Origin of the sequence: Flavobacterium tructae (genome assembly GCF_002217475.1) — a bacterium.
Taxonomy (GTDB): domain Bacteria; phylum Bacteroidota; class Bacteroidia; order Flavobacteriales; family Flavobacteriaceae; genus Flavobacterium; species Flavobacterium tructae.
Genome location: NZ_MUHH01000022.1, coordinates 13,433 through 36,651 on the forward strand (window position 1 = coordinate 13,433; position 23,219 = coordinate 36,651).

Consider the following 23,219-nt stretch of genomic DNA (forward strand, 5'->3'; position numbering starts at 1 on the left):
TATGGTTTTCCATGTAACATAAAATGATAGTAAAAAGCATTATTTCTTTCTCTTATACATAGAAGGCTTTTCTATGATAATTATCTTTTCACTATATATCCTTTCATCTAAATGAATGTGTACTAAGTATGTTCCGGAAGGTAATCCCTGAATGTTTACCTCTTTCTCAAATATGGCATTGTTGATGCTCTCGCTTTTTTGTTCTCTTAAGATTCTGCTGTTTACATCCATTATGCTATAGTAAAAACTCTTCCCTTCGCAATCCATAAATTTGATATTGAAATGTGTGGTGCATGGATTTGGGTATAACATATACTTAGGTTTAACTGCAGGAGGATTTTTAACTATCAAATTTTCACAAGTTCCTATATTAGACCAAGTGGATTGGTCCTGATTAGGTTGTTTATTTTTGTTAACTGCCAAAGCCCTGTAAATAATATTTTGATAGATTACCTGATCTCCAGTTAAATAATCAGTTGAAGTATTCCATTCTGTACTTTTGCAATTTTTACTTACTATATTTAAACTCGCAAATGTGTATTTTGTACCATTTTTAAGAATAGCGATTGCGGTGAAATAGTGATCTCCGGGACTTATATCGGTAAGAACAAATGAATAAGAAGACTTATTTATTGTAGAAATTATTTCCCCGTTGTCTTTAATAATAATAGATGACAATACAGCATCAGGATCAGTCACATTGAAAGTGAATAAAATATCCTTCCCATTATCTATTACCTGATTATTTTCAGAAGAAGAAATCATACTAATAATTGGGCTAGCTTTTACAGCAATAATTACAGGAGTCGAGCTGGTGACGTTTCCGGTATTGTCTGTCGCTTTTGCTGTTATCTGATAAGTTCCCGCAGTCACATTTTCCCAATTGTAGGTATAAGGACTGGTTGCTGAAGCCGATAATAAAGTTGCTCCGTTGTAGAATTCTACTTTAGAAATTGTTCCGTCAGAATCGGCTGCTTCGGCATCGATTGTAACAGTTGCAGGAGCAATGAATGTAGTATTATCAGCTGGAGCAGTAAGTCTTACTGTTGGGGCCTGATTGTTATTAACGACTACGTTTACCACAGCTGATGTTGCTGTTGCATTTGCATTATCATATGCTTTTACTGTTATGGCATAAGTTCCGGCAGTCACATTTTTCCAATTGTAGGTATACGGGCTGGTTGTTGAAGTCGACAATAAAGTCGCTCCGTTATAGAATTCTACTTTAGAGATTGTTCCGTCAGAATCGGCCGCTTCAGCTTTGATTGTAAAAGTTGCGGGAGCAATGAATGTAGTATTGTCAACAGGAGAAGTGACTCTTACTGTAGGAGCCTGATTATTATTAACGACCAGGTTTACCACGGCTGATGTTGCTGTTGCATTTGCATTATCATATGCTTTTACTGTTATGGCATAAGTTCCCGCAGTCACATTTTTCCAATTGTAGGTATAAGGACTGGTTGTTGAAGTCGACAATAAAGTTGCTCCGTTATAGAATTCTACTTTAGAGATTGTACCATCAGAATCGGTTGCTACAGCATCGATAGTAATACTTGCAGGAGCTGTAAATGCAGTATTATTGGCAGGGGCAGTAATGGCTGCTGAAGGTGATTGATTGACAGGTGTATTTACTGTAATTACAATTGCAGAAGAAGTGGTAACATCGTTGTCATTATCGTAAGCTTTAGCTGTTAACGTGTACGTTCCGGCAGCTACGTTTTTCCAATTGAAAGTATACGGACTTGCATTAACTACTCCTAAAAGTGTAGCACCATTATAGAATGCTACTTTGTCTATACTTCCGTCGGCATCTTTAGCTGTGGCGGATATATCAAAAGTGGTACCAGCAACATAAATTGCATTGTCGGCCGGAGTGGTAATACTTACTGTAGGTGGTTGGTTCACTCTGACTGAAACTGCTGAAGAGGTGGTAACAGCTCCATTATTATCGTAAGCTTTGGCCGTTAACGAATACGTTCCGGCAGCTATGTTTTTCCAATTGAAAGTATATGGACTTGCATTAACGGTTCCTAACAGGGTAGTGCCATTATAGAATTCTACTTTGCCTATACTTCCGTCGGTATCGTTAGCTGTGGCCGATAGATCGAAAGTGGCCGGAGCGGCATAAATTGTATTGTCGGTCGGAGAAGTAATACTTATTGTAGGAGGTTGGTTTACTCTTACTGAAACTGCGGAAGAACTGGTGGCAACTCCATTATTATCGTAAGCTTTGGCAGTTAAGGTGTACGTTCCGGCGGCTGCGTTTTTCCAATTGAAAGAATACGGACTTGTATTAACGGTTCCTAATAGTGTAGCGCCGTTATAGAATTCTACTTTGTCTATTTTTCCGTCGGTATCATTAGCTGTGGCTGCTATATCGAAAGTGGCCGGGGCAGTATACATTGCCTTGTCGGCCGGAGTGATAATGCTTACTGTTGGAGCAATATTATTTCTGACAGTAAAGCTTACTGGAGCCGAAGAAGTAACCGCCCCCGTATTATCATAAGCCTTTGCTGTCAGATTGTATGATCCGCTACTTATTCCTGTCCAGTTATAATTGTATGGACTGTTAGTGGATGTGCCAAGTAAAGAAGCTCCTATATAGTATTCCACTTTGCTTACAGCGCCATTTACATCAGCGGCAATATTAATGGTAGCCGGAGCAATATAAGTAGCATCATTAGCAGGAGTACTAATACTTACCTTTGTATCGTTTAATCCGCAAAACTCAATTTCCGCTACATCACAATATCCATTCTTGGGAGATAAGTACCTGTAATACCTGTAGGCTTTACTGTTAGGTATACTAACCTCTTGCCAGGTATAACTTGGCTCGGTCGGGATGGTATACAGATCCACAAAACCAGCAGAAGTAGAGGTGTTAGAACCCTGGAATTTTCCACCTGTCATTCTTTTTTCAAAAGATTCTCTTGGATAAAAACGTATTGCTTTAACCACTTTTGCTGTTCCAAAATCTAATCCGGTATAACCTGAACTAGCAGATTTAGCACTAAAATTTGTATTTATATCTCCGTCAAATGCTTTATCATATTCATAACCAGCTGTCCAGGGAGAAGTGCCAAAAGTACTGCCCGAAAGTGTAGAACAAGGGAAAATATCATTAACAGTGATAGGTGAAGAGCTTGTAATCCCGCCGCTATTATCATACGCCTTAGCGGTTAGCGTGTAAGTTCCTATAGGGACATTGGTCCAGTTATAACTGTACGGGCTGGTTGTTGAAGTCCCTAAGAAAGAGGTGCCATTATAAAACTCTACTTTACTGATCGTACCATCAGCGTCAGAGGCTGTTGCATAAATAGTAATAGCTGAAGGATTTGGAATGTCAGCATAATCATCAGGTGAAATAATGGAAACTGTTGGGTTTTGATTTCCTACTATTACAGTAATATTAGAGGAAACCGCTACAGCATTTAGGTTGTCATAAGCCTTTGCATTAAGTTGATAAGTGCCGCTGGGAACTCCTGTCCAGTTAAACGAATAGGGACTTGAGGTAACAATACCAAGTAAAGTTGCTCCTTGATAAAATTCGACTTTGCTTATCGATCCATCTGTATCAGAAGCAGTTGCTGTAATGTTTATATTCGCAGGAACAGTAGCATAAAGTTTATTATTGAGTGGTGCTGTAATGTTTACTGTTGGAAGCTCATTAGAAGCGCAGAACTCAATCTCGGCCACATCAGCATAATTATCGGGTGGAGTGCAATATCTGTAGTACCTGTAGGCTGTACTGTTCGGTATACTAACGTCATGCCAGGCATAATTTGGCTCGGTTGGGATGGTATACAGATCAACAAAACCGGCAGAAGTAGAGGTATTAGAACCCTGAAATTTCCCACCTGTCATCCTTCCTGCTCGCGAATCTCTTGGATAATATCGGAGATTTGTAATCACTTTTGCTGTTCCAAGATCTAATCCGACATAAGCTGGATCTTCTGAATCATCAGCATCAAAAGAGGTGTTTATATCTCCGTCAAAAGCTTTATCACATGTATAGTGGTAATAAGGAGCGGTCCCAAAGGCAATTCCTGTGACTTTATTACAAACTAAAGTCACCATAACAGTTACTAAGGCAGAGCTTTTCTTATTTCCCAGATTATCATAAGCCACAGCCGTCAGATCATAGTTTCCGGGCAATACTCCAGTCCACACATAATTATAGGGAGAGGATGTGCTTGTACTCAGTAAGGTAGTTCCATTATAGAATTCTACTTTGCTAATATTTCCTGAGCTTACAGAAGCAGTAGCATTGAGATTGATAGTAGCCGGACCGCTAAATGTTGTATTGTTGACTGGCGAAGTCATAGCCACCGTAATGTTACTCGGAGGAGGAACCAGATCACTCTGCCATACCCCTCTTCCATAATAATAAACAGTCAATATGCCTTTAGAAATACCATCATTATAAATATCCATATCTGTTATGTTGCAAATTATAGGAAGGCCTGAAGAGTAATTGATCCAGGAGGATTTAGTGATGTCCTTATAATAAACGCCCAAGGCATAAGAAGCATAGACCGCCTCATTTATACTTTTGTTATCGGCCACCACTTTTTGAACTTGTGCTGAAGGAAATCCTTTTGTAGGGGTCCATGTTGTTCCTTTATCGGCAGAGCGATAAATAGTAGTTCCAAGTCCTAAGTATACAACATCTGAATTTGATATGGGAGCTACAGAACCATTAGTCGATGTAGAAGGAAGTGTTGTCTGAACAAAAGAGGCATCAGTCTTTGCATTGTCTGATCTGTATAATGCAGGTAAATCTGTAAATACATATAAACGATCTGCATTACCGGGATCTATCTGGAGGTCTCTTATAGTACCAGATGGTACAGTGTAAATAAGTGTCCAGGAAGGAGAGGCTGAAGTTAGATTAAGACAGCGGTAAATTTTTCCGGCATTAGCATGGTAAGCAATATCAGCATTTTCCGGAGTGAAGGCAAATTTTCCGCCCGATGGGGTTTCTGGCAGATTCAAATCTACACAAGAACCTGAGCCAGGAGGATAGGGGCATTTATATTTGTTTGACTCAGAGTAAAAATTACTTAAATAATCAAACCACATATATGGACCATAGTCACCAGCCCTGTTATTATAAAAGATACCGTTATTGTAGTAAAATCCGCCATTATCCTGTGTGCCTATATACTGTAGGTTTCTATTCGTTTTACCAAGAGCACCATGATAAATTTCGGTGGCTGCAATACCGTCAGACTTTGGAGTCCATGCTCCTGTTCCATTGGCTGTATTGCTCCAGATTCCACCATCGTTGGCATTCCAGAGCTGACCGCTAACATAAGGATCAAATACAATATGATGTTGGTCGGTATGAAGATCCTTTGCCCAGGAAGATTGTTGCTGTACCCAGGTAACACCTGCATCTGTAGAACGCCATATCACATGAGCACATACATAAAGCTCATTTGAGTTAACAGGATTGACCTCAAAATCAAAATTATAATCTCCCTGGCCGCCCCCTGATGCCGAATATGCGGCAATACACTCCGTAGTCGAACGCGTGTTTGTAAAGGTGCTTCCTCCATCTGTTGATCTGTAAATTTCTCCTATAGCATTAGCACCAACATTGGCAACATAAACAACATTTGGATCGGCCTCACAAACCGATACTCTTGTTCCGTTAGCTCCGAATACAAAGGCTGGAGAAGTGATTTCAGTCCAACTGCTTCCGGCATCGAGAGAACGATAAAAATTTTTAGATGCTGTTGCATATATTATCTGACCGTTTGTGCCCGGTTTGTAGCAGATATCCTGAACTTCAATGCCAGAAACAGATTGTAAGGTCCAATTAGCCCCTGCGTCTGTCGATTTATAGATACCGTTATTGGTAGCCGCAATGATAGTATTGCTATCTGTGGGAAGAATAAGTACGTCTCTAACCAATCGATTACCCATTCCGGAATTAGATTTTGCCCAGGTGGCTCCTCCATTGATCGTTTTATAGACCCCCAAACCATCATAAGAATAATTTGCATCACCTGTTCCCCAATAAATCACCTGATTGTTAGTAGGATCTACAGTTATGGAGGAAGACGAAGCATTAATAACCTGATCGGTTCCTAATGAAGTCCAATTAAGACCTTTGTCATTACTCTGATACAGCCCCCCTGAAGCACTGGCAACATACATTTTGTTAGGATCTGTGGGGTGAAATTTAATCTGAACACAACGTCCAATACCGTGTACCTGACCAATGGTTTTCTGTGGAAAGGGTATAGGGCCGATATTTTTCCAGTTCGGAGCAGAATTTTGAGCACTTGTAAGGTTAAAGAAAAGAGAGCATACAAGTAACACTGCAATACGTAGATTTGTTTGCATAGATTATTTTAAGATTATCGGGAAATTATTTTTTATTTTTTTGCCTGCTTTGTAGTTCCTGTTGGACCATCTCTTGAATTTCATCGGGAGTCATTACCCTTCCGTCAGATTTTACAAACCCTTCACTTTGGATTCTCCAAAATTTAAATTTCTTAAAATCTTCAGCGTACTGAAGTGATTCTTTTTTTAGTGCCCTATTGCTTTTAAAGAGTCTGGAAATAAAGGATCTTTCTTTTAATTCTTCCAACGCTTCTTCTTCTCCCTCCATCAATTCTAACGGATTAGGTTTTCCTTTCCAAAATTCTTCAAAAGCAGCCTTAGTTTCGTCGAAATTTGCATTAGGGTCCTTCATCATTTCTTTCCATTTCGCACTTTTACGAAACTCTTTCAGTTTTTCCTTTTTAATCTGTGATTGGGCAATTGACAGTTGTAAAAAGAACAACAATGGAAGCAGTATAATAGTAGTTTTCCTCATTTGATAATAGATTTAAATTAATTGTCTGTTTTTAAGGGGGTAAGCAAGCAAAAATGGAAATGAACTTTTTTCGGTTTTTCTTTGTATATGAATCTTTTTAAATAAAAAAACTTACTATAAAAAGACATAAGTTAAGTTGTCGGAATTGAGTTAGTTTTCTTTAAATCAGGTGTTTTTGTTTTCTGATAATAGCTGATTTGTTCCCTGATTTAGAATTCAAAGAAAATGCGGTTTAAAACTTATTTTGATTAGAAATAGACTCAAATTTTTGTTTTATATAGTACAAAAGTATCGCTTTGGTCTTGTTTTTAACGGGCTATTGTAACAACTGTAATTGGTGTGTAATGGGAGGTCATTTGTGGTTAATATCTGGTTTTTTGAATATAAAGCAGTTGCTCGTGTTTTAGAGTAGGTGGTTTTACGAAATAACAATGTAATGAACTAAAAAGGATGTGTTTTTTTTCGTAAATCACGCAATCCTGATTTATTGTGATAAAAAAAGGAGTTTTGATTTGTGGAAATAGAAAACTAACAGACAGAAATATACGTAAATAGCAGTGGGGGATTGATACTTTAAGGTTTATTCTTACGGTAAAACGGGCAGATTATTTTTGTTTTGCTTTTTTTGTTTTAAACCTTGTGGTTCTATAAAAATCTTATACATTTGTCGCACAATTCGCTGTAAGCCCCTGTTTTTGTGAGAATTGTAGTAGATAAAAATAAGTTTAACAACCTACCTTGCTGTTTTGCAGCATGTTAAAATTATGAAGACAATAAAGATCGTTTTTTTTACAGTTTGCCTGACCTTGATGAATGGTTTTAGTGCTTTGGCGCAAAAACCTCCGCCTCCACCAGACGATCCGAATGATCCGGACATAGTGCCAATAGATGATCATTTAGTATTTTTGGCAATAGTGGCCATTGTTTTAGGGATTACAATTATATATCGAAATAAAATAAAAAAAGCTTCAGCGTAAACTGAAGCTTTTTTTTATGGGTATATTCTGTAAATTATTTGTTTATCGCATAAAGTCTTGAAATGTATTTTCCAACAACGTCAAATTCAAGGTTTATTTTAGTCCCAACTTTGAAGTTTTTAAAATTAGTATTTTCAAAAGTGTAAGGAATAATCGAAACGCTAAATTCGTTTGTTTTTGAGTTTACTACCGTCAGGCTTACTCCGTTTACCGTAATAGAGCCTTTTTCGATGGTAATATTGCTGAGGTTTTTGTCGTATTCAAAAGTGTAATTCCAGCTTCCATGTGCTTCTTCGATTTTAATGCAGGTTCCGGTTTGGTCAACGTGCCCCTGTACGATGTGCCCGTCCAGACGGTCTCCAAGTTTCATTCCTCTTTCCAGATTTACAATATCGCCTTCTTTCCAGTCGCCAATATTGGTTTTTAAAATGGTCTCGTCGATAGCGGTTACGGTATAAAATGAATCTTTTATAGCTACAACCGTCAGGCAGATTCCGTTATGAGAAACGCTTTGGTCAATTTTTAATTCATTAGTGATTGTGGAGTCAACTGTGATGTGAAGATTGTTTTGATCTTTTTTTATTTCGTGAATCCTTCCTAGGGTTTCTATAATTCCTGTGAACATTTTGGTTTTATTTTACTAAATTTGCACATCAAAATTAGTAATAAATAATCTGAGCTCATGAATAAAAAAGCAGAAAATATAATTGTTGGAATTTCGGTTGGAGATTTAAACGGTATTGGAAGCGAAGTTATATTAAAAACATTCGAAGATTCTCGTATGTTGGAGATGTGTACGCCAGTTATTTTTGCAAACGCCAAAATACTTTCTTTTGTTAAAAAGAGCTTCACGTCGACTGTTCAGTTTCACGGTGTAGATAAATTAGAGCAGGTTTTGCCGGGAAAAGTCAATGTTTTTAATCTTTGGAAAGAAGGGGTTGATATTAACTTCGGTAAAAATGATGAGAAAATTGGCGAATACGCAATTAAATCATTTGTTGCGGCTACCAAAGCGCTAAAAGAAGGTTTGGTAGATGTTTTGGTAACGGCGCCAATAAACAAATACAACATTCAATCGGAAGATTTTAAATTTCCGGGACATACCGATTATCTGGACAAAGAATTAGAAGGAAATGCTTTAATGATGATGGTTCAGGATAATTTGCGAGTAGGTTTGCTTACCGATCATGTACCGTTGAATGAGGTTTCTTCGCATTTGACAGAAGAATTAATCGTTAGAAAGATTGAAACAATCAGAAAATCACTGGTTCAGGATTTTAGCATTGTTAAACCAAAAATTGCTGTTTTAGGATTGAATCCGCATAGTGGTGATGGTGGTGTGATTGGGAAAGAAGAAGATTTGATTTTGAAGCCAGCTCTGAAAAAGATTTTTGAAAAAGGAACTATGGTTTTTGGACCATTTTCGGCAGATGGTTTTTTTGGAAGTGGTCAATATGAGAAGTATGATGCTATTGTAGCTACTTATCACGATCAGGGATTGATTCCGTTTAAAACATTGTCGTTTGGTAAAGGAGTGAATTATACGGCTGGTTTGAATAAGGTTAGAACCTCACCGGATCATGGTACGGCTTATGATATTGCCGGAAAAGATATGGCAGATTTTAACTCATTTAAGGAGGCGGTTTATCTTGCAATAGATATTTTTCGCTCGCGTAATCAGTATGAGGAGATTACTGAAAAACCACTCAAAATAAAAGAAAAACAGTTATAAACAAAAAAAGGTGAATAAGATTATTAGTTTTATAATAATTTTATATCTTTGCACCCCAATTCAGGTATCTGAGTTTTAGATACGGATTGGACAAATTGATGTTGAAATGAGCAAAACAAAAGAATTTTTAATTCCTTTCGTAGGATTAAAACTAGGAAAACACCATTTTGAGTATCAAATAAGTAACACGTTCTTTGCGAACTTTGATTACGACGAATTTCAAAGTTCAGATATCAAAGTAGGTTTAGTTTTAGATAAGAAAAGCAACATGTTAGAGTTGGAATTCAAGCACAAAGGGACTGTAAATGTACCTTGTGATCTGACAAGCGAAGATTTTGATTTGCCCTTAAAAGGTAAAATGAAATTAATAGTTCGTTTTGGAGAAGAATTCAATAACGATAATGAAGAGCTTTTAATCTTGCCGCATGGAGAGCATGAAATTGATGTAGCACAGTACATTTATGAAATGATTGCACTGTCGGTACCTCTAAAACGAGTTCATCCGGGAGTGAAAGACGGCAGTTTGCAAACTGACGCTTTAAAAAAACTGAATGAGCTAACGGTTAAAGAAGAGAAAAAAGAGAGTAAACAAGAAGAAGATATTGACCCGCGTTGGGACAAATTAAAGAAACTATTAACGGATAAATAATATAGTAAAATGGCACATCCTAAGAGAAAAATCTCGAAAACAAGAAGAGATAAGAGAAGAACACATTATAAAGCTACTGTAGCTCAAATCGCTACATGTCCTATTACTGGAGAAGCACATTTATACCACAGAGCTTACTGGCATGAAGGTAAAATGTACTACAGAGGGCAAGTTGTTATCGATAAATCTGTAGCGGTTGCTTAATACGTTTTTGTAAATGATACTGGAACTCTCACATAGTGAGAGTTTTTTTTGTTGGTTATACTTTTCTTTTTTTAAGAAAATAACTGCAAATTAATTTCGTTTTTTTTTTGTAATTTTCAAGTCTTTTAAAAATTTTTCAGATACGCTGTATTTGAAACGAAATAATAGAATATAATGAATACAATCACAGCCGCAATTACCGCTGTTGGAGCTTACGTTCCCGACTTTGTACTTTCGAACAAAGTTTTGGAAACGATGGTCGATACCAATGACGAATGGATTACTACTCGTACCGGAATTAAAGAAAGAAGGATTTTAAAAGATGCTGATAAAGGAACATCGTTTCTTGCTATAAAAGCAGCACAGGATTTAATAGCAAAAGCTAATATTGATCCGTTAGAGATTGATCTGATTATAATGGCAACAGCTACAGCAGATATGCCGGTAGCCTCTACAGGAGTTTTTGTTGCGACAGAAATTGGAGCTACCAATGCATTTGCTTATGATTTGCAGGCGGCATGTTCAAGTTTCTTATACGGAATGTCTACCGCTGCAGCTTATGTGCAGTCAGGAAGATATAAAAAAGTATTATTAATTGGTGCCGATAAAATGTCATCAATTGTAGATTATACAGACAGAGCAACTTGTATTATTTTTGGTGACGGAGCGGGAGCCGTTTTATTCGAACCTAATTATGAAGGCTTAGGCTTACAAGATGAATACTTACGAAGCGACGGTGTAGGACGCGATTTTCTTAAAATTTCTGCAGGAGGTTCTTTAACTCCAACTACAGCGGAGACCGTACAAAACAAACAACACAATATTATTCAGGACGGAAAAACCGTTTTTAAATACGCTGTAACCAATATGGCCGATGCGAGCGAATTGATTTTGCAAAGAAACAATCTCACGAATCAGGATGTGAATTGGTTAGTGCCACATCAGGCAAACAGACGTATCATCGATGCTACTGCAAACAGAATGAATCTTGAGGATTCAAAAGTATTGGTGAATATTGAAAAATATGGTAACACCACTTCAGCTACGTTACCATTAGTATTAAGTGACTTTGAACATTTGCTTAAAAAAGGAGATAATATTATTTTTGCCGCTTTTGGTGGAGGATTCACTTGGGGATCTATTTACCTAAAATGGGCATACGATAAAAAATAAATCAAAACTAAAAACGAATCATTATGGATTTAAAAGAAATTCAAAACCTAATCAAATTTGTAGCAAATTCGGGTGTTGCAGAAGTAAAGTTGGAAATGGATGATGTAAAAATCACGATCAGAACAACTTTAGAGACGAATGTAACTGAAGCTACTTATGTACAGCAATTACCAGCTCAGGCAGCATTGCCACAAGCAGTTGTTCCTCAACAAACAGCTCCTGTAGTTGTAAATGTAAGTGCAGAAGCACCTGCTGCTGCTGTTGAAGATTCTAAATTCATTACTATTAAATCTCCAATTATTGGAACTTTTTACAGAAAACCATCTCCAGACAAACCAGTATTTACTGAAGTTGGAAGCACTATCGCAAAAGGTGATGTTCTTTGTGTAATTGAAGCAATGAAATTATTCAACGAAATCGAATCGGAAGTTTCAGGTAAAATTGTAAAAATTCTTGTTGACGATATGTCTCCTGTAGAATTTGACCAACCTTTATTTTTAGTTGATCCATCATAAATAAATTTAGATTTTAGATTTTAGATTTTAGATTGATCTGACAGAATTAATACAGACATCTAAAATTATCTAATGATCAAATTGTCTAATTATCTAATTAAAATAAGATGTTTAAAAAAATATTAATTGCAAATAGAGGAGAAATTGCACTTCGTGTAATTCGTACATGTAAAGAAATGGGAATCAAAACTGTAGCAGTTTACTCTACAGCCGATGCTGAAAGTTTACATGTTAAGTTTGCTGATGAAGCGGTTTGTATTGGTCCCCCTCCAAGTAACTTATCGTATTTGAAAATGTCAAATATAATTGCTGCTGCTGAAATTACTAACGCAGACGCAATACATCCAGGTTATGGATTTCTTTCTGAGAATGCTAAATTCTCAAAAATTTGTCAGGAGCACGGAATCAAATTTATTGGTGCAGCTCCTGAGATGATTGACAGAATGGGAGATAAAGCTTCTGCAAAAGCGACAATGAAAGCTGCAGGAGTTCCATGTGTACCAGGTTCTGACGGATTATTAGAATCTTTCGAACAAACACAAAAGTTAGCTAAAGAATTTGGTTACCCGGTAATGCTTAAAGCTACTGCCGGTGGTGGTGGAAAAGGAATGCGTGCGGTATGGAAAGAAGATGAATTATTGAAAGCATGGGAAAGTGCACGTCAGGAAGCTGCCGCTGCATTTGGAAATGACGGAATGTACATGGAGAAACTTATCGAAGAACCACGTCATATCGAAATTCAGGTTGTTGGAGATTCATACGGAAAAGCATGTCATCTTTCTGAAAGAGATTGTTCAGTACAACGTCGTCACCAGAAATTAACTGAAGAAACACCTTCACCATTCATGACTGATGAATTGCGTGCGGCAATGGGAGAAGCGGCTGTAAAAGCGGCAGAATTCATTAAGTACGAAGGAGCCGGAACTGTAGAGTTTTTAGTGGACAAACACAGAAACTTCTATTTCATGGAAATGAATACCCGTATTCAGGTAGAGCACCCGATTACTGAACAAGTAATTGACTACGATTTAATTCGTGAGCAAATTATGGTAGCGGCCGGAATTCCAATTTCAGGAAAAAACTACTTACCACAATTACATGCCATCGAATGCCGTATTAATGCTGAAGATCCTTATAACGATTTTCGTCCTTCACCAGGAAAAATTACGACGCTTCATATGCCAGGAGGACATGGTGTTCGTTTAGATACTCACGTATATTCTGGTTACAGCATTCCGCCAAATTACGATTCGATGATTGCAAAGTTAATCACAACTGCACAATCAAGAGAAGAAGCTATCAGTAAAATGCGAAGAGCTTTAGATGAATTTGTTATTGAAGGCATCAAAACTACAATACCATTCCATAGACAATTGATGGATGACCCAAGATATATTGCAGGAGATTATACTACTGCTTTTATGGATACATTTAAAATGAAACCTATAGAGGAATAAAATTAAAGGCTGTTGATTTTTCAACAGCCTTTTTTTTATGTTACCAACTGGTAAACCCGATAGGTTTTAGAAACTTATCGGGTTTGCTTTTTGGTAGAGTAAACACTTTTGGTGTGTATTTTTTATACAGGTTTTTCCTGAGTTACACACTTTTTATAAATTTTGAATTTTGGCACAAATGGTTTAATTCCTTTAAAAATAAGGATTTAGCTAATTGTAGGTACAACGTTTTCGTTACGGCATAATAATTTCATTATCTAAAGCGTAAACAACTATTAAATAATTTAATACGTACACATTATGAAAAATTTATTTTTATCAGCCGCAATTGTTTTAGGAGGTTTAACATCATTCGCATCAAATGCTCCAATTGCAAACACTATCGTTAAAACGGTTTCTGTTGCAGACGAATATACAGAGATCAAATTAGAAGAGATACCTGCTCCAATTACGGAAGCTTTGAAAAAAGCATATCCAAGCGCTGTAGTTACAAAAGCGTATAAAAACGAAAAATCCGAGTACAAATTAGACGTTACAGTAGGAGAAAAGGTAGGTAACCTTTTTGCTAATGCAGACGGAACCTGGATTAAAAAATAAGGTAAAGCCGTTCTTATGTTTATACAAATTAAGAACATTAAAATAAAATTAAGAGTACTAAAATATACACACTATGAAAAATTTATTTCTATCAGCCGCAATCGTTTTGGGAGGTTTAACATCATTTGCTTCAACTTCTCCAATGTCAAATACAATCGTAAAAATAGCAGTTATCCAGGACGAGTACACTGAAATTAAAGTGGAAGAAGTTCCTGCTGCTGTAATCGATGCTCTTAAAAAAGCGTATCCGGATGCAATACTTTCAAAAGCATACAAAAATGAAAAAGCAGAGTACAAGCTTAGTGTTACGGTAGGTGACAAAGTAGGCTCTCTTTATGCAAATGCAGATGGAACCTGGATCAAAAAATAATTAATAAGAACCATTAAAAAGGATCATTATGAAAAAGTTAATCTTATCGGCAGCTATCGTGTTAGGTAGTTTGTCTATGCAGGCAGGAAGTGGAACAATGACAGGTTTATTGGTAAAAACTGTAAGTGTTCAGGATGAATATAAAGAAGTTGATGCGGTTCCGGCTGCGATCAAAACCGCATTAGACAATGCTTATCCGGGAGTAAAACTGGATAAAGCTTATGTAAATGCAAAGAAGGAGTATAAAATAGAGATAACCGTTAGAGGAGAAAAATCTACAGTTTATACAGATGCTTCCGGAAATATTCTTAAAAAATAACGATTAGTAACCCATAAAAACCATTTATTATGAAAAAGTTAATTTTATCAGCAGCGATTGTTCTTGGAGGTTTATCCGTTCAGGCAGCAACTTCGACAGTGAAAACTTCAGACATTCAATCTGTAATTGTTCAGGATGAATACAAAGAGATTGGTACAGATGCAGTTCCGGCGGCAGTAAAGTCAACAATCGAAAAATCTTTCCCTAACACAAAACTTGAAAAAGCGTATAAGAGTGAGAAGGATGAGTATAAATTGGAAATTTCCAGCGGAGATAAAAAATACACTGTGTTTACAGATGCTTCCGGAAATATTCTTAAAAAATAATTGCCTAATTTTATCAGCTAATACTAATTAAAAAAAGCAAGTACTTATGAAAAAATTAATTTTATCAGCTGTAATCATTTTAGGAGGTTTATTAACGAATGCAGAAGCGACTACATTAAAAAAATCAGTTTTGAATTTTGTTAAATTTCAAGACGATTTTAAGGAAATAAAACCAGAAGCACTTCCTGCTGAAGTTAAAGCGACTTTAGAAAAATCTTTTCCAGGTTCAAAGCTTGTAAAGGCTTATGTAAATCCGAAAAAGCAGTACAAATTAGAACTTAATTCCGGGGCCGATCAGGACAAACATTTTGTCTTCACAAATGACAAAGGAGTCATTGCCCCGAAATATTAAAAAAGAATAATATGAAAAAGTTAGCCTTATCAGTAGCAGTTGTTTTAGGAAGTTTATCCGTTTCTGCGAATACTGTTGTTGCTCAGGAGCAAATAAAAATTGCTGTTAATGTTCAGACAGAATATACAGAAGTTGCTGCAGATGCTGTGCCAGCTGCTGTGAAAACTGCATTGCAAACAGCGTATCCTGGAGCAAAACTCGCGAAAGCATGGGTAAACGAAAAAAAGGAATATAAACTTGAGATATCAGTTGGGGACCAAAAGGCTACTGTTTTTTCAGATGTCAATGGCAACTGGTTAAAGATATAATTAGGTGAATTTTAGATTTATGTTTTTGGTGAAAAAGAGATTGCGATAAGCAATCTCTTTTTTTTTACATAATTTTGTGAAAAGACAATTTTATTAGTATTATTTTAGCAAAAAAGTCCTCAGAAACAAATGCCAAAGATATTACTGATAGAAGATGATATTTCGTTCTGCAAATTATTAGAGAAATTTCTAATCAAAAAAACATACGAAGTAGCCATTGCTTTCTCAGCTGCCGAAGCCAGAGTTGCAATCAAAAAAGAATCTTTCGATTTGATTTTAACAGATCTCCGTTTACCTGATTCTGATGGTATCGGACTTATGGCCGAAATTAAAACGGCATATCCGCAAGTTCCGGTAATTTTGATGACGGGCTACTCTGATGTTAATACTGCAGTTAAAGCCATCAAAAATGGAGCAGCTGATTACATTTCAAAACCGTTCAATCCTGATGAAGTTTTACTGGTCATCACAAATGCGTTAAAAGCTTCAGAAGAGGAGACGGATGAAGTAGTGGTGAAAGAGAAGAAAACTACAAAAAAACAAACTGCTGCCGAAAACGAATTTGTAAAAGGGATTTCTATAGCCTCTAAAAAACTTCTGGATCATATTCAATTGGTAAGCCCGACAGATATGTCGGTTTTAATTATCGGAGAGAGTGGAACCGGAAAGGAGATTATTGCCAAAAGTATCCATCAGCAAAGTTTAAGAAAAAACAATAATTTTATTGCGGTCGATTGCGGAGCTATTCCGAAAGAATTGGCAGCAAGTGAATTCTTCGGACATTTAAAAGGATCTTTCACTGGTGCTATCAGCGACAAAATGGGTTATTTTGAAGCAGCGAATGGCGGAACGCTTTTTCTGGATGAAATAGGGAATCTTTCTTATGAGAATCAAATTCAACTGTTAAGAGCACTTCAGGAACGAAAAATTAAACCCGTTGGAAGTAATAAAGAAATAAACGTCGATATACGTATTATTACCGCTACGAACGAAGATTTGCGTGAGGCAGTAAAAAACGGCGATTTTAGAGAAGATTTATACCATAGAATCAACGAGTTTTCAATACTGTCACCTTCTTTAAAAGAGCGGGAGGAAGATTTGATGGTTTTTGCAGATTATTTCCTCGAAAAAGCAAACCAGCAGCTGAACAAAGAGGTGATTGGATTTTCACCCGAAGTAGTTGCGATTTTTCAAAATTACAACTGGCCGGGAAATTTACGTGAACTGCAAAATTGTGTCAAACGTTCAACATTGTTGTCCAAAGGTGAATTTATCGAAAGTGACGTTCTGCCGGCAGAGTTTTTTCAGATACAAAAGCCGACAAGTTCCAACGATAATTTTTCCTTATCCGAAAATGAAAGAGAGGCCATTATTCAGGCGTTGTCTAGAGCGCAGAATAACAAATCGGAAGCAGCAAAACTACTTAAGATTACCAGAAAAACGCTTTACAATAAATTAAAGCATTACAATATAGATTAAACTATTTCTTGTTGTAAGGCATCAAAAAGAATATTAGTTTTAGATTTTAAGGTGTCCAGAATGCTGTCTGCTTCAGAAATATCAAGATTTGCGCTTTCCAAAGTTTTTAAAATTTCACTAATCTCTTGTGTCTGAATTTGCTTGAACATAGGCGCCATTCGATGTGCAATTGAGTTAATCTCGGCCGTGTTTTTTGCCCTAAAGGCATTTTCTAAAGCGTTCAGATTCTCAGAGCTGTTTTCGATAAACGATTTCAGAATTTCTTTTAGTTCGTCATTGTCGTTGCCTAGAAACTCTTTAAGGGTATCCAGAGAATACAATGTTGAATTTACAGTTTCTTCCTCTTTGTTAATGTCAATATTGGGCAAGGTGTCGTTTTCCAAAATTAGATGAATCGTCTCCAATAGTATTTTAGGGGAATAAGGTTTTTGAATTACCGTGGTAAAACCTGCCTTGGTATAAATCTCAGCATCCAGATCAGTCCTTCCGGTTAAAGCAATTACAGGCTGGTTTTTAAAAGTAGAGTAACCGTTGTTTTTGAGTTTTTCCAGAAACATAAAACCATCCATTTCCGGCATTTGTATATCTGTAATGATAAAATCGAAAGGAGTATTTCCAATTGCTTCAAGAGCTTTTTCGGCGCTGTTAAAAGAAAAGACCTCATGTTTCTCCTGTCTTAAAACACCACTCGTTAAATTCAGAAGATTAATATCATCGTCAAGAACGATAAAGGTTTGTTTTGGAGTATTCAGTATAATAGGTTCTTTTTCTTCAATTACTAAATTCTGACTGTTATCGAACAATAAAGGAAGTTGAATTTGAAAAGTACTTCCTTTTCCAAAAGTACTTTCAAGATTTAAGTTTCCGCCTAAAATCGAAATTATTTTTTGACAAATGGATAATCCCAAGCCGGTTCCACCATATTTTTTTTCGATTCCCTCATTTGCCTGAGCAAATTCTTCGAAAACTAATTTTTGATTTCCTTTTTCGATTCCAATCCCTGAATCCTGAATGGAAACGATGAAAAAGTCATTATTTTCTGTGGTGTAAGCGCTTATTTTTATGAAGCCTTCTTCGGTAAATTTATAGGCATTTCCAATGATGTTGCTTAGAATTTGCTTTAGCCTGAACGGATCGCCTACAATTCGCGTATTCAGCTTGTCATCGACGTTAATAATCAGGTCGATGTTCTTTTGTTGGTAAACGGTTTGAATACTCTTGGCTACTCCATCGATTATTTCCGGCAATAAGAATGGGACCTTTTCAATGGTGATTTTTCCAGCTTCGATTTGAGAAAAATCCAACAAGTCCTGAACCAGCTGTGTGATGTATTCAGAAGAATTTTTAATGTTTTTGATGAAATAAGACTGCTTGGAATTCACTTCAGAATTACCCAGCAGTTCTGAATAGCCTACAATTGTGCTCAGAGGTGTTTTTAAATCATGACTTACCGTCGAAATGAGCTGTTCACGGCTTTTCAGTAGATTCTTTGTTTTGAAATTCGCAATCTCCAGCTTCTTTTTATAAACCTGCGATTTAGAGTAATCGCTTACAATTAGTATCGAGAAAAACAACGTCAGTATCAAACCAATAATTGCCGAAGCCGTAACAATATCATTCACTTTTTTAAGTGATTTTTCTTTTAAAGAATTGTTTTTTATCGAGTTGATGATGATTTCTCTTTCAATAATTCGAAGTACTTTTCGGAGTTGTTCTGAAATAGCGATTTCATTTTTTAATAATTTGTTCTCTTCAAAATTCAATGATTCCTTTTTCTTTTCAGCTTTCAGCTTCACATTGCTTAAAAGTTTTTTGGAATTGGCGAGGATCGAATCTGAGGCTTGTTTGCTTAAGGTATTGGTGCTGTCGTCAGGAATATTCTGATTGAGATAATCGACATATTTTTGAAGTACACTGCGTTGATAACTCCCCAATTGATTCGGATTCTTGTTGAAATCCTGGAGTTCTAATTTACGGAGTTTAAACTCCATTTTGGTAATTTCATCAATGGCCGTATTTACCGAAACTTCGTCGTCGGCTTTGTTTTTTATGGTTTTTAACTGTTTGATGTTTTTTGTCTTTTCTGACAACAGGTATGTAACACTGTCGAGCAGTGTCTTTTGATATTGTGTGGTAACAATTTGTTTTAAGGTATCGATTCTGCATTTCAGGGAATCGGTTTCGATAAGGTAACTTTTAAAATCAGCCTCAGAATTAGTCTGGATGGTTTTTCTGGCTAAACTTTCGGTCTTATAAACGTTAGAAAACAGTTTACTTACTTTTAATATTTTAGTTTTCTCAAAAGCAATTTTACTTTCGAGTTTATTGTAGACTACATTTTCTGAGTACAAAAACCAACCAACAGTAACCACTAATCCCAGTAACGCAATATAACTGAAGAGTACTTTTATCGGCATGTAACTTTTTTTACTCTCCATGGGGTAATGTTATAGGTTTTGGGATGTTTATATTGGAAATCAGTGCAATTTATTTAAAATTTCGGTTTTTGAAATACAAAATAATGCTAATGTTTTACATAATTAAGAGGGCTCAGAAAATAAAATAGCCGCAGATTTTTAAAATCTACGGCTATTTTTTAATTTAATATGTTTAGGCTTAAAGCGTCTCGTTCAGCCATTTGAAGAATTCACCTTGCCAAACCTGAGCGTTTTGCGGGTGTAAAACCCAGTGATTTTCATCAGGGAAATATACAAATCTGCTTTTAAGTCCTCTTAATTGTGCCGCCTGAAAAGCTTCCTGTCCTTGTCCGATCGGTACACGGAAATCTTTTCCTCCCTGGAAAATTAAGATGGGTCTGTTCCAGTTTTGTACCATTGTTGCAGGGTTAAAAACAGTATACGATTTTTGAGCAGCTGCATTGTCTTTCTCCCAGTACGGACCTCCAAAATCCCAGTTGTTAAAGAAAACCTCTTCAGTAGTTCCTAACATACTCACAGTATTGAAAACACCGTCGTGAGCGATAAAAGTTTTGAAACGGTTTTTGTGAATACCTGCTAAATAAAACACAGAATATCCTCCGTAGCTTGCGCCTACACATCCTAAACGAGATTTGTCTACATAGTTTTCTTTAGAAACATCGTCGATTGCTGATAGGTAGTCATCCATAACCTGTCCGCCCCAATCTTTACTAATCTGCTCGTTCCATTCAACACCATGACCCGGCATTCCGCGACGGTTTGGTGCAACCACCACATAACCTTTTGCAGCCATTAATGAGAAATTCCAACGGAAAGAATACGATTGTGTTAAAGCACTTTGTGGCCCACCTTGACAGAATAATAAAGTTGGATATTTTTTAGAAGCATCAAAATTTGGAGGTAAAATTACCCAAACCAACATTTTTTTACCGTCTGTAGTAGTTACATAACGCTTTTCTGTTTTGCTAAGCGCTAATGTTTTGTAGATTTCTGTATTTACATTTGAGATTTGTTTCCAGGTGTTTTTCTTCAAATTAAAAGAATAAATTTCCGGAGCGTGATTCATATCATTTCTGGTAACAATAATATCATCACCGGCAAAACCTACTAAATCATTTACATCAAAATCCCCATTAGTCAATTGACGAACTTGAATAGCGATTCTGGTCAATCCCGGAAAGTTAACTGTAAAAAGCTGTTTTGTACCATCCACCGGAGCTACAAAGTATACGTTTTTACCGTCTTTACTCCAGATAAAATTATCTACAGTTCCGTCCCAGTTTGCCGTTAAATTTGTTTTGATGCCTTTAAATTCAACAATAAGATCATTTTTATCGGCTTCATAACCGTCACGTTTCATTTGCAGCCAGGTTAAGTTTCCTGTTGGCGAAAATTGTGGTGCTGTATCGTAACCTAAATTACCTTCGGTTCTGTTTATCGTTTTCTGAGTTTCTAAATTATACTCGTAAATATCAGTGTTAGTAGAAATTGCGTATTGAGTTCCTGCTTTTTTCTTGCATACATATAAAATGCTTTTTCCGTCAGGAGACCAGATGTAATCGTCGTCACCACCAAAAGGTTTTTGTGGAGAATCAAAATTTTCACCTTTCAGGATGTCAATTCCGGCGGCACCTTCTTTGTTTTCTTTGTAAAAAACATGATTGAATTTACCTTCATTCCAGGTATCCCAATGACGATAATCCAATCCGTCATAAATTTGAGCATCAGATTTATCCAGTTTTGGATAAAAATCTTTACCTAGAACTTTTTCCAGTTTCACTTCTTCGTTGTACACTAAAAATTTTCCGTCAGGCGAAACGTTTTTGTCTGCCAAAACTTCTTTAGTGTCTTTAATTTCGGTTGCAGTTCCACCACCTACAGGAATGATGTAAAATTTAGAAGACGATTTGTTTTCTTCAACCGAAGGGGTAGAAACTTTAAAAACAACATTTTTTGAATCTTTTGAAAGTCCGAGTGCACTCACTCTTCCTAATTTCCATAACAACTCTGGGGACATTACATTTTGTCCGATAGCGTTTAAACTCATCATTATTAAGGTTGTAAATAATACTTTTTTCATAATAAAATTCTAATTTTTCGTGGGACTAAAAATACAACAATTAAATTCCAAATTAGCTAAATTCCAAATTCCAAAAATTGTTAAAGTTTATGGGCTAAGTTTTTTCAGCTATGAATTCCCGAATTTTTATTCTTAAGGATCAGCAAAAATAATTTGTGAATTCGTGGCTGAAAAAAAATAGTACGCGTTTTGGAATTTTAGAAAATGAAAGTTCTGGCTTAAATTTATTTCCTAAATTGTGATTTGGATTTTAACTAATTGGAATTTATTATTTTATGATGGAACTAAGCTACTGGGAACTCAAGAACTGGTTTACAAATGTTGATTATACTATTGTTGGCAGCGGAATCGTAGGACTGCACGCGGCACTACGCTTACGCGAAAGATTTCCAACCGCAAAAATTCTGATTCTGGAAAAAGGAATGTTGCCACAAGGGGCCAGTACTAAAAATGCCGGCTTTGCATGCTTTGGAAGCCTCTCTGAAATTATGGAAGATCTTAAAACGCATTCAGAAGAGGAAGTGGTACAGCTTGTAGAGAAAAGATGGAAAGGATTGCAACTGTTGAGAAAAAGATTAGGTGATACCGCAATAGATTTCAAGCCATATGGCGGTTATGAATTGTTTTTAAGAGAAGATGATTTAAATTTTGAGGAGTGTATTGCAAGGCTGCCTTTTGTCAATGAAATTTTAAAACCACTTTTTAAAGCGGATGTTTTTGCTAAAGAATCCGATCGGTTTGGTTTTGGAAACAGTCATGATTATTTAATTTTTAATCCTTTTGAGGCACAAATTGATACCGGAAGTATGATGCAGGAATTGCTGAGACAGGCCGTTTCTGAAAATATTTTAATTCTCAATCAGCAAACTCTTACTGCTTATTCTGATTTAGGGAGTGAGGTTGAACTGGTGTTGAATAATTTTAGTTTTAAATCGGGGAGAGTACTTTTTGCGACCAACGGTTTTGCAGCTCAGCTGACAAAGGGAGCGGTAAAGCCTGCCAGAGCGCAGGTTTTGATTACAGAACCCATTGCAAATTTAGCCATTAAAGGAACTTTTCATCTGGATCGCGGGTATTATTATTTTAGAAATATAAACGATAGAGTTTTACTTGGCGGAGGCAGAAATCTTGATTTTGAAACCGAAACAACAACGGAATTTGGGGAGACGAAAATTGTACAAAATAAATTGGAGGATTTACTTAAAAATGTAATTTTACCGAATCAGGATTTCCGAATCGCCCATCGTTGGAGCGGTATCATGGGAATAGGAAACAGTAAAAATCCTGTTGTTACTCAATTGTCTGAAAACGTGTTTTGTGGAGTGCGTTTAGGAGGAATGGGAGTAGCAATCGGGAGTTTAATAGGAACAGAATTAGCAGACTTATTATAATTTTAAAAGAATTTAATCCAAGT

Annotated in this window: 20 protein-coding genes; 15 read left to right on the plus strand and 5 right to left on the minus strand. The window is 36.3% G+C overall.

Annotated elements, in window-relative coordinates; translation table 11 throughout:
- Window positions 1-39 precede the first annotated feature (39 nt).
- Both B0A80_RS09935 and B0A80_RS09940 read right to left on the minus strand, forming a co-directional pair.
- A complete protein-coding gene (locus B0A80_RS09935; RefSeq protein WP_089077197.1) occupies window positions 40-6,354 on the minus strand; it encodes an Ig-like domain-containing protein in 6,315 nt (2,104 codons plus the stop codon).
- Window positions 6,355-6,379: 25 nt separating this feature from the next.
- Window positions 6,380-6,829, minus strand: a complete 450-nt coding sequence (locus B0A80_RS09940; RefSeq protein WP_089077198.1) for a hypothetical protein — start codon at window positions 6,827-6,829, stop codon at window positions 6,380-6,382.
- 764 nt (window positions 6,830-7,593) lie between these two features.
- Here B0A80_RS09940 and B0A80_RS20700 point away from each other — a divergent pair.
- Window positions 7,594-7,806: a hypothetical protein gene (locus B0A80_RS20700; protein WP_124020567.1), complete on the plus strand. Its 213-nt coding sequence runs from the start codon at window positions 7,594-7,596 to the stop codon at window positions 7,804-7,806.
- A 34-nt stretch (window positions 7,807-7,840) separates the two neighbouring features.
- Here the strand turns inward: B0A80_RS20700 and B0A80_RS09945 are convergent, their stop codons facing one another.
- Window positions 7,841-8,431 carry a riboflavin synthase gene (locus B0A80_RS09945; protein WP_089077199.1) on the minus strand — a complete coding sequence of 197 codons (591 nt, stop codon included), beginning with the start codon at window positions 8,429-8,431 and terminating at the stop codon, window positions 7,841-7,843.
- 57 nt (window positions 8,432-8,488) lie between these two features.
- Here B0A80_RS09945 and pdxA point away from each other — a divergent pair, with 57 nt between their 5' ends.
- The 13 genes from pdxA (at window position 8,489) to B0A80_RS10010 (ending at window position 17,287) form a co-directional block, all read left to right on the plus strand.
- Entirely contained in the window at window positions 8,489-9,538 is a 1,050-nt protein-coding gene (pdxA, locus tag B0A80_RS09950; RefSeq protein WP_070906468.1) for a 4-hydroxythreonine-4-phosphate dehydrogenase PdxA, read from the plus strand.
- Between the two features lie 106 nt (window positions 9,539-9,644).
- Window positions 9,645-10,187 (plus strand): YceD family protein, encoded by a 543-nt coding sequence (locus B0A80_RS09955; RefSeq protein ID WP_017496279.1) that lies wholly within the window; start codon window positions 9,645-9,647, stop codon window positions 10,185-10,187.
- Window positions 10,188-10,196: 9 nt separating this feature from the next.
- Window positions 10,197-10,391, plus strand: coding sequence for a 50S ribosomal protein L32 (rpmF, locus tag B0A80_RS09960; RefSeq protein ID WP_007137315.1), 195 nt, complete (start codon window positions 10,197-10,199; stop codon window positions 10,389-10,391).
- Window positions 10,392-10,565: 174 nt separating this feature from the next.
- On the plus strand, window positions 10,566-11,564 hold the full coding sequence (locus tag B0A80_RS09965) for a beta-ketoacyl-ACP synthase III (protein ID WP_017496278.1): 999 nt from the start codon (window positions 10,566-10,568) through the stop codon (window positions 11,562-11,564).
- Window positions 11,565-11,587: 23 nt separating this feature from the next.
- Entirely contained in the window at window positions 11,588-12,079 is a 492-nt protein-coding gene (gene accB / locus B0A80_RS09970; protein WP_017496277.1) for an acetyl-CoA carboxylase biotin carboxyl carrier protein, read from the plus strand.
- 107 nt (window positions 12,080-12,186) lie between these two features.
- Complete coding sequence (accC, locus tag B0A80_RS09975) at window positions 12,187-13,536, plus strand: acetyl-CoA carboxylase biotin carboxylase subunit (protein WP_017496276.1); 1,350 nt, start codon at window positions 12,187-12,189, stop codon at window positions 13,534-13,536.
- 300 nt (window positions 13,537-13,836) lie between these two features.
- Window positions 13,837-14,133 carry a hypothetical protein gene (locus B0A80_RS09980; RefSeq protein ID WP_089077200.1) on the plus strand — a complete coding sequence of 99 codons (297 nt, stop codon included), beginning with the start codon at window positions 13,837-13,839 and terminating at the stop codon, window positions 14,131-14,133.
- Between the two features lie 73 nt (window positions 14,134-14,206).
- Window positions 14,207-14,503 carry a hypothetical protein gene (locus B0A80_RS09985; protein ID WP_017496274.1) on the plus strand — a complete coding sequence of 99 codons (297 nt, stop codon included), beginning with the start codon at window positions 14,207-14,209 and terminating at the stop codon, window positions 14,501-14,503.
- A 28-nt stretch (window positions 14,504-14,531) separates the two neighbouring features.
- Complete coding sequence (locus B0A80_RS09990; protein ID WP_089077201.1) at window positions 14,532-14,822, plus strand: hypothetical protein; 291 nt, start codon at window positions 14,532-14,534, stop codon at window positions 14,820-14,822.
- 29 nt (window positions 14,823-14,851) lie between these two features.
- Window positions 14,852-15,148, plus strand: a complete 297-nt coding sequence (locus B0A80_RS09995) for a ubiquitin family protein (RefSeq protein ID WP_017496272.1) — start codon at window positions 14,852-14,854, stop codon at window positions 15,146-15,148.
- Between the two features lie 46 nt (window positions 15,149-15,194).
- Entirely contained in the window at window positions 15,195-15,500 is a 306-nt protein-coding gene (locus B0A80_RS10000) for a hypothetical protein (protein WP_089077202.1), read from the plus strand.
- 11 nt (window positions 15,501-15,511) lie between these two features.
- Complete coding sequence (locus tag B0A80_RS10005) at window positions 15,512-15,808, plus strand: hypothetical protein (RefSeq protein WP_017496270.1); 297 nt, start codon at window positions 15,512-15,514, stop codon at window positions 15,806-15,808.
- A 129-nt stretch (window positions 15,809-15,937) separates the two neighbouring features.
- A complete protein-coding gene (locus B0A80_RS10010) occupies window positions 15,938-17,287 on the plus strand; it encodes a sigma-54-dependent transcriptional regulator (protein ID WP_070906473.1) in 1,350 nt (449 codons plus the stop codon).
- Here B0A80_RS10010 and B0A80_RS10015 read toward each other — a convergent pair.
- Both B0A80_RS10015 and B0A80_RS10020 read right to left on the minus strand, forming a co-directional pair.
- Window positions 17,284-19,725, minus strand: a complete 2,442-nt coding sequence (locus B0A80_RS10015) for an ATP-binding protein (protein WP_089077203.1) — start codon at window positions 19,723-19,725, stop codon at window positions 17,284-17,286. The genes B0A80_RS10010 and B0A80_RS10015 overlap by 4 nt on opposite strands.
- A gap of 178 nt (window positions 19,726-19,903) precedes the next feature.
- Entirely contained in the window at window positions 19,904-21,805 is a 1,902-nt protein-coding gene (locus B0A80_RS10020; protein WP_089077204.1) for a S9 family peptidase, read from the minus strand.
- Between the two features lie 278 nt (window positions 21,806-22,083).
- Here B0A80_RS10020 and B0A80_RS10025 point away from each other — a divergent pair, with 278 nt between their 5' ends.
- A complete protein-coding gene (locus B0A80_RS10025; protein ID WP_089077205.1) occupies window positions 22,084-23,196 on the plus strand; it encodes an NAD(P)/FAD-dependent oxidoreductase in 1,113 nt (370 codons plus the stop codon).
- The last annotated feature ends 23 nt before the right edge of the window (window positions 23,197-23,219 follow it).

Excerpts from the sequence above, each read along its gene's own strand:
- B0A80_RS09935 (WP_089077197.1), bottom strand. The coding sequence starts at position 6,354 with ATGCAAACAAATCTACGTATTGCAGTGTTACTTGTATGCTCTCTTTTC.
- B0A80_RS09940 (WP_089077198.1), bottom strand. The coding sequence starts at position 6,829 with ATGAGGAAAACTACTATTATACTGCTTCCATTGTTGTTCTTTTTACAA.
- B0A80_RS20700 (WP_124020567.1), top strand. The coding sequence starts at position 7,594 with ATGAAGACAATAAAGATCGTTTTTTTTACAGTTTGCCTGACCTTGATG.
- B0A80_RS09945 (WP_089077199.1), bottom strand. The coding sequence starts at position 8,431 with ATGTTCACAGGAATTATAGAAACCCTAGGAAGGATTCACGAAATAAAA.
- pdxA (WP_070906468.1), top strand. The coding sequence starts at position 8,489 with ATGAATAAAAAAGCAGAAAATATAATTGTTGGAATTTCGGTTGGAGAT.
- B0A80_RS09955 (WP_017496279.1), top strand. The coding sequence starts at position 9,645 with ATGAGCAAAACAAAAGAATTTTTAATTCCTTTCGTAGGATTAAAACTA.
- rpmF (WP_007137315.1), top strand. The coding sequence starts at position 10,197 with ATGGCACATCCTAAGAGAAAAATCTCGAAAACAAGAAGAGATAAGAGA.
- B0A80_RS09965 (WP_017496278.1), top strand. The coding sequence starts at position 10,566 with ATGAATACAATCACAGCCGCAATTACCGCTGTTGGAGCTTACGTTCCC.
- accB (WP_017496277.1), top strand. The coding sequence starts at position 11,588 with ATGGATTTAAAAGAAATTCAAAACCTAATCAAATTTGTAGCAAATTCG.
- accC (WP_017496276.1), top strand. The coding sequence starts at position 12,187 with ATGTTTAAAAAAATATTAATTGCAAATAGAGGAGAAATTGCACTTCGT.
- B0A80_RS09980 (WP_089077200.1), top strand. The coding sequence starts at position 13,837 with ATGAAAAATTTATTTTTATCAGCCGCAATTGTTTTAGGAGGTTTAACA.
- B0A80_RS09985 (WP_017496274.1), top strand. The coding sequence starts at position 14,207 with ATGAAAAATTTATTTCTATCAGCCGCAATCGTTTTGGGAGGTTTAACA.
- B0A80_RS09990 (WP_089077201.1), top strand. The coding sequence starts at position 14,532 with ATGAAAAAGTTAATCTTATCGGCAGCTATCGTGTTAGGTAGTTTGTCT.
- B0A80_RS09995 (WP_017496272.1), top strand. The coding sequence starts at position 14,852 with ATGAAAAAGTTAATTTTATCAGCAGCGATTGTTCTTGGAGGTTTATCC.
- B0A80_RS10000 (WP_089077202.1), top strand. The coding sequence starts at position 15,195 with ATGAAAAAATTAATTTTATCAGCTGTAATCATTTTAGGAGGTTTATTA.
- B0A80_RS10005 (WP_017496270.1), top strand. The coding sequence starts at position 15,512 with ATGAAAAAGTTAGCCTTATCAGTAGCAGTTGTTTTAGGAAGTTTATCC.
- B0A80_RS10010 (WP_070906473.1), top strand. The coding sequence starts at position 15,938 with ATGCCAAAGATATTACTGATAGAAGATGATATTTCGTTCTGCAAATTA.
- B0A80_RS10015 (WP_089077203.1), bottom strand. The coding sequence starts at position 19,725 with ATGGAGAGTAAAAAAAGTTACATGCCGATAAAAGTACTCTTCAGTTAT.
- B0A80_RS10020 (WP_089077204.1), bottom strand. The coding sequence starts at position 21,805 with ATGAAAAAAGTATTATTTACAACCTTAATAATGATGAGTTTAAACGCT.
- B0A80_RS10025 (WP_089077205.1), top strand. The coding sequence starts at position 22,084 with ATGGAACTAAGCTACTGGGAACTCAAGAACTGGTTTACAAATGTTGAT.